Origin of the sequence: Marimonas arenosa (assembly GCF_030848945.1) — a bacterium.
GTDB lineage: Bacteria > Pseudomonadota > Alphaproteobacteria > Rhodobacterales > Rhodobacteraceae > Marimonas > Marimonas arenosa.
This window is the reverse complement of the sequence record NZ_JANHAX010000001.1, coordinates 1,278,916-1,285,102: the sequence shown is the minus strand read 5'-3', so window position 1 is coordinate 1,285,102 and position 6,187 is coordinate 1,278,916. Positions and strand designations below refer to the sequence as shown.

Annotated in this window: 7 protein-coding genes; 1 reads left to right on the top strand and 6 read right to left on the bottom strand. The window is 62.7% G+C overall.

Going from position 1 to position 6,187, the window contains the following annotated elements:
- The 6 genes from NO357_RS06260 to miaB all read right to left on the bottom strand — a co-directional run.
- On the bottom strand, positions 1 to 932 hold a 932-nt coding region (locus NO357_RS06260; protein ID WP_306734744.1), incomplete at its 3' end, for a PIG-L family deacetylase.
- A 183-nt stretch (positions 933 to 1,115) separates the two neighbouring features.
- Positions 1,116 to 1,268 (bottom strand): hypothetical protein, encoded by a 153-nt coding sequence (locus NO357_RS06255; RefSeq protein WP_306734743.1) that lies wholly within the window; start codon positions 1,266 to 1,268, stop codon positions 1,116 to 1,118.
- 84 nt (positions 1,269 to 1,352) lie between these two features.
- Positions 1,353 to 2,369, bottom strand: coding sequence for a PhoH family protein (locus NO357_RS06250; RefSeq protein ID WP_376744352.1), 1,017 nt, complete (start codon positions 2,367 to 2,369; stop codon positions 1,353 to 1,355).
- Between the two features lie 149 nt (positions 2,370 to 2,518).
- Positions 2,519 to 2,866, bottom strand: a complete 348-nt coding sequence (locus NO357_RS06245; RefSeq protein ID WP_306734742.1) for a hypothetical protein — start codon at positions 2,864 to 2,866, stop codon at positions 2,519 to 2,521.
- A 12-nt stretch (positions 2,867 to 2,878) separates the two neighbouring features.
- On the bottom strand, positions 2,879 to 3,454 hold the full coding sequence (locus NO357_RS06240) for an OmpA family protein (RefSeq protein WP_306734778.1): 576 nt from the start codon (positions 3,452 to 3,454) through the stop codon (positions 2,879 to 2,881).
- Between the two features lie 237 nt (positions 3,455 to 3,691).
- On the bottom strand, positions 3,692 to 5,011 hold the full coding sequence (gene miaB / locus NO357_RS06235) for a tRNA (N6-isopentenyl adenosine(37)-C2)-methylthiotransferase MiaB (RefSeq protein WP_306734741.1): 1,320 nt from the start codon (positions 5,009 to 5,011) through the stop codon (positions 3,692 to 3,694).
- Between the two features lie 120 nt (positions 5,012 to 5,131).
- Here miaB and NO357_RS06230 point away from each other — a divergent pair, with 120 nt between their 5' ends.
- Positions 5,132 to 6,001, top strand: a complete 870-nt coding sequence (locus NO357_RS06230; RefSeq protein ID WP_306734740.1) for a glycosyltransferase family 2 protein — start codon at positions 5,132 to 5,134, stop codon at positions 5,999 to 6,001.
- The last annotated feature ends 186 nt before the right edge of the window (positions 6,002 to 6,187 follow it).

The following is a 6,187-nucleotide window of genomic DNA, read 5'->3' as shown; positions in this document are numbered from 1 at the left end:
GTGGCGTCGACCGTGAACAGGAACGCGTCCGGTCCCGCGAGGCTGTAGACCATGCTTCCGGCACTCGGATCAGTGGGCGTGCCCGGGTCGACCGGCTCCGTGGGATCGGTGGGATCGGTCGGCTCTCCTACGGTATCGACCGTGTACTGTTCGGCCACGTATTGCCGCCCGGTCCAGTCGACATAAACCTGAGCCAGCTGGCCGGTTTCGTCGAGCACCGCCAGGTCATGCTCGGCATAAGCCTGCATGATCTCGAGCGCGCGGGCGGCGTCTTCGTCAGAGAGGTTCGCCGGCATTGTACCAGATTGATACTGAACGTATTGCGTGACCGCGTAACTCTCGCCGGAATACCCGGCCAGCGCCTCGAGGGCGAATTCGGTGGCGTGCACGTGGTCGGTATGTTCGCCGCCGGCATAACCGCCGTCTGCGACCTGAAGCCGAAACTCGGTCGGAGCGTGCAACTCCATGAGTTCGGTCAGGACGTTGACCAGATCGTCGCGGGCATAGACGTTCGCACCGTCAATCGAGGCCACGTTGCCCAGGTCTCCGCTTTCCAGCCGGGCAAGCTGTTCGTACTCTTCCGGCTCGAGCATGCCGCCTCCGTCCGGGAGGCGCAGGAAATAAAGGCGGATGCCGGGGTTTTCGGCCAGATAGGAACTCGCGATTTCGAAGGTCTGGCCGTTGATTTCGAGGGTGATCGTCTCGTCGACCCAGGTGCCGCCGCCGGCCATCAACAGGTACGCGGCCTTGGCGCCTTCCTCGCGCGCGCTCCAGTATGCCTCGTCCAGCCCGGAATCCCCGGCGGTGACATAGATGGTGGTGTTGGAAACGCCTGCCTCGATGCTGTGCAGGATGTCGGGGTTCATGAACAGGATGTCGTCATCCTGATGCGCGACGATCGTCATTGCCCCACCGGTTCCGAAAATCGGCATGAATTCCCCCAAGTATGGACATCTGAAACAGCACGCCGGCAGATCGGAAAAACAGGGGCCTGCTGGATGAGGTAGCTTAGCCCGAAAATCCGGAACTTTTGTTTCGAAGTTGGAAACACAGAATTCACGAAGAGCCGGAGTTCGACGGTCGGCCGGTTGATGCGCGACGGACAGCGGTGGGGCTTATTCTTCTGTCATCCGTTCGACCCGGAACCAGCGCCAGCGGCCGCACTGCTTGCAGCGGCCGAGGCCTCGCTTGCCGCGGCTGGCGGCCTTGTAGCGCAGCCCGCCGGCATCCCAGACCGAGATCCTCCAGCCGCAGACAGTGCACACCATCTGCCACTCACGCGATTCGGCCTCGGCCGCAGCGGGCCCGGTCCGGCGACATCCGTCGCAGGATCAGGCCGCGCAGCCAGGGCGTCACGGGTTGTCCTTGTCGTAGGCTTCGATGATCGCGGCGACGAGCGGATGGCGCACGACATCCTTGGCGGTGAAATAGTTGAAGCTGATGCCGCCGATCCCCTTCAGAAGCCGCTCGGCATCGGCCAGACCCGACGCAACCCCGCGCGGCAGGTCGACCTGGCTGCGGTCGCCGGTGACCACCATGCGCGAGCCTTCGCCCAGCCGGGTGAGGAACATTTTCATCTGCATGGTAGTGGCGTTCTGCGCCTCGTCCAGCACCACGAAGGCGTTGGCAAGTGTGCGGCCGCGCATGAAGGCCAGCGGTGCGATCTCGATGCGTTTTTCCTCGATAAGCTTGGCCAGTTGCTTGCCTGGCAGAAAATCGTTCAGCGCATCGTAGAGCGGCTGCATGTAGGGATCGACCTTTTCCTTCATGTCGCCGGGCAGATAGCCCAGTTTTTCGCCCGCCTCGACGGCGGGGCGTGACAGGATGATGCGGTCGACATGTCCCTCGATGAACATGTTCACGCCAACGGCGACGGCGAGATAGGTCTTGCCGGTGCCGGCCGGACCGATCCCGAAGCCAAGCTCGTTTTCGAACAGTGATTGAACATAGCTCTTCTGCGCGTCGGTGCGCGGCTCCACGGTTTTCTTGCGGGTGCGGATCTCGACCCGGCCGCCACGAAACATCTCGAGCTGGTCGCCGGCATCGCCGCCGGACCCGGTGTCCATCCTGAGTTCGCGATCGACATCGCCCGATTCGATGTTGCGGCCCGATTCCAGCCGCTCGTACAGCGCGGTCAGCACCGAGATCGCCTCGCCGGCCGAGGCGGCATCGCCGATCACCGCCACCTGGTTGCCGCGGCGCAGGATCTGCACCCCGAGCTTCTGCTCGATCTCGGCAAGATTGCGGTCGTACTCGCCGCAAAGCTCGATCAACAGGCGATTGTCAGGAAACTCGATCAGATGTTCGGCAAGCACATCCGGATCGGAGGGAACGTCGGGTTGAGGCGGGGGCAGCACGGTGGTGGCCAATCAACTCTCCATCTGGTGGTCCTGATGCCGATGCTGCCAAGATGCGGACGCCAGTGCAAGCAGGGTGTGCGAAATGTCACGAATATGAAACGAAAAAGCCGCGGAAAACAATTCCGCGGCGTGGTTTTGTGCATGTTCGAGCCCAACGGTCAAAGCGGGTCCGAAATCGTTTCGTTACCCCTGAAGTTACCGACAGCGGTGTTGGGCGGGGCAACGCCCGAACAAACCGGCTTGCCGTTCCGGTCCAGGCGCGGTGAAAGATAGCCTTCGACTCCGTCGTCGATGATCCAGTGATCGCAGCCGTTGGGATCGACCCAGATCCCGGCAACGAGCTCGGACAGTGGCTTTTGCCTGCCGCCCTGGCCGTAGTCGATCGTCTTGTCAGAATTGACCCGGCCATCGCCGCCTTCTCCCGACATCTGGGCAAGCATGGATTCCGAGCAGCCGGCAACGGCCAAAGCCCCGGTCAGGAGCGCGACGTGAAAGGACAGGTTCATGATTGCGCTCCGTTACTTGATACAGATGATTTCGACGCGGCGGTTCTTGGCCATTCCGGCCGCGGTTGCGTTCGACGCCACCGGATTGCGCTCGCCGTAGCCGCGCACCTCGAAAACGGTTGCGCCGACGCTGCGGGCGACCTGCGCCACCGAATGGGCTCTAAGTTGCGACAGCCGCATGTTGTAGGCGTCTGACGCCCGGCTGTCGGTGTGACCGCTGATGATGAAGCCGCGGGCCTTGGCCTGCTGGAAGAACCGTTGCAGGCGCTGGTGTCCGCTGGCCCCGATCCGGGCGCTGTTGGTCGCGAAATACTGGTCCGAGTTCATCACGCCGCAGACATTGCCGCGGCGGCAGACCGGTTTGCCGTCGCGCGTCAGATGCGGCGACATGTAACCTTCGAAACCGTCATCCATGACCCAGTGTTCGCAGCCGTCGGGGTCGACCCAGATCGTCGGGACATAGCGCTCGCCGACCACGGCGTTTCCGTTCTGAGGCTGCTGCGCGTCGGCAGACCCGGTCAAAACCGTCAGGCTCAGAGCAACCAGAGTCAGCCAGCACGCAAGCTTGCGTGCTTCGTCGGTAATCATTCTCGCCACGGTTTTTGTCCCCCGGTGGTTCACCATCAATTCCGTGTCCGGCGCTGGCAGGCACCATCAAGACACAGTTCACCACGGGTACTCTAACAGGAAAACCGGCCTTGTGAAGCGGATTTCACCATATCTAGCGGTCTGTCAGGGGGCAAAGACTAATGCTGTGGTTGTCTGGGCGTCGGATATTGTTTCCAAAACGGAAACAACTATGCCCTCATTGTCGCCTGTCGTCGGTCAGACCAGAACCCCGCCCAGAGAATTGGTGCCGCTTTCGGTAATTTTCACCCGCCGCAATTCGCCGACACTAGCGCCGCAGTCGTCGACATGCACTGCATGCAGGTGGTCGGATTTGCCGACCATCTGGCCGGGGCGGCGTCCGGGTTTTTCAAACAGCACGCCAACCTCCTGGCCGACCATCGCGTCCTGGCGCGTGCGCTGCTGGCGGGTGATCAGCGCCTGCAGCTCTTGCAGCCGTGCGTCGGCCACCGTCGGGTCAACCTGTGCGCGCTCGGCGGCCGGCGTACCGGGGCGGGGGGAATACTTGAAGGAAAAGGCCTGTCCGTACTCCACCTGCCGAATGAGATCCATGGTGTCCTCGAAATCGGCATCGGTTTCTTCCGGGAAGCCGACGATGAAATCGCCCGAGATCAGGATGTCGGGCCGCGCCGCGCGAATGCGCTCGATCAGCCGCAGGTAGCTGTCGCGGTCGTGGCTGCGGTTCATCCGCTTGAGAATGCGGTCACTGCCCGACTGCACTGGAAGGTGCAGGTAGGGCATGAGCTTCTCGCAGTCTCCGTGTGCCGCGATCAGGTCGTCAGTCATGTCGTTCGGATGCGAAGTGGTGAAGCGGATGCGCTCCAGCCCGTCGATCTCGTTCAACGCCCAGATCAGCCGCGCCAGGCTGACATCGCCGTCCGGACCAGCGCCGTGATAGGCGTTGACGTTCTGGCCCAAGAGCGTGATCTCACGCACGCCGCGCACGACCAGGTCGCGGGCCTCGGACAGGATCCGGTCGACCGGGCGGCTGACTTCGGCGCCGCGAGTATAGGGCACGACGCAAAAGGCGCAGAACTTGTCACAGCCCTCCTGAACGGTCAGGAACGCGGTCGGGCCGCGCTTCGCCTTGGGGCGCGATTTCAGGATCTCGAACTTGTCCTCCTCGGGCATATCGGTGTCGAGCACCTTCTCGCCCCGGCGCGCCTGTCGCTCCATCTCGGGAAGGCGGTGATAGGCCTGTGGGCCGACCACCAGATCGACCAGCGGCTGGCGGCGCATGATCTCCTCGCCCTCGGCCTGCGCGACGCAGCCGGTGACGCCGATCTTGAGATCGGGCCTGTCGGCCTTGAGCCCCTTGAAGCGGCCGAGCTCGGAATAGACCTTTTCGGCCGCCTTTTCCCGGATATGGCAGGTATTGAGCAGGATCAGGTCCGCCTCTTCCGGCGTCTTGACCTGTTCATAGCCCGATCCGCCCATGGCTTCGGCCATGCGCTCGCTGTCATAGACGTTCATCTGACAGCCGTAGGTCTTGATGAAGAGTTTCTTCGGATCGGCCATTGGATCGTTCCCGCGCGCTCTGAACGGGCTCCATACAAGAGCCGGCTCAGGCTTGCAATGACGAAGGAATTAACCGAATCTGCGGGCAAAAGCAGTATCCGGGGCAGGATCGGGGCAGATATGCATTTTTCCGGGGTCGAACAACTTATCGAGAACGGCGGCACGGTTCTTGCGAAAGGGCCGATCGCGCTGATCTTTGCCGAAGACGAGGTCGAGCTCGACACAACGTTGCGTCATCACCGGCAACTGGGGTTCAAGGCGGTGATCGCGTTCATGCCCGACTCGTTCGGTCTGCCGGTCGACCTGGTCAAGACGGTGCATCGAGTGGGTTTTGACGCCACCCGGTCCGGGGCGGTACAGAAGGCGGTCGATGCGGTTGCCGCGGTGGCGGTGGGGCAGTGGCTCTACTACTGCTACAACGCCGAATACCTCTTCTATCCGTTCTGCGAGACCCGTACCGTCGGCGAGATGCTGGGCTTCCATGCCGAGGAACGCCGCGACGCGATGCTGACCTACGTGATCGACCTCTACGCCGGCGATCTCGACCGTTTCCCCAATGCCGTCTCGCTCGACCTCGCCTATCTCGACAAGTCGGGCTACTACGCGCTGGCGCGGCCCGATCCGGCCAATGACAACGATCCCAAGGAACGCCAACTCGACTTCTTTGGCGGTTTGCGCTGGCGCTACGAGGAACACGTGCCGGCGCCGCGCCGCAAGATCGACCGCATCGCGCTGTTTCGCGCCAAGTCCGGGCTGCGGCTGCGCGAGGATCACACTTTCAACGACGAGGAATACAACACCTATGCCTGCCCCTGGCACAACAACCTGACGGCCGCGATCGTCAGCTTCCGCACCGCCAAGGCGCTGAAGCGCAATCCCGGCTCGACCTTCGACATCGACACCTTCCGCTGGCACAATTCGACCCCGTTCGAATGGCATTCGCGGCAATTGTTGGACCTTGGCCTGATGGAGCCAGGGCAATGGTTCTGAGCCCGGCCTGACCCGGCTGGGCCTGATCCAATTGTGCGCTTCCGCGCGCTTGTTTTCCGAAAGCGTCGACGCGACACCCCACCCAGACTGTGCGACGGCGGTCATTGCGGAGCCTCCGGCGGGGCTCGAGGGCTCGGGGGCTCGACCGCAATACGATCCAATCGGCGATGGACGCTGCATCCGGGC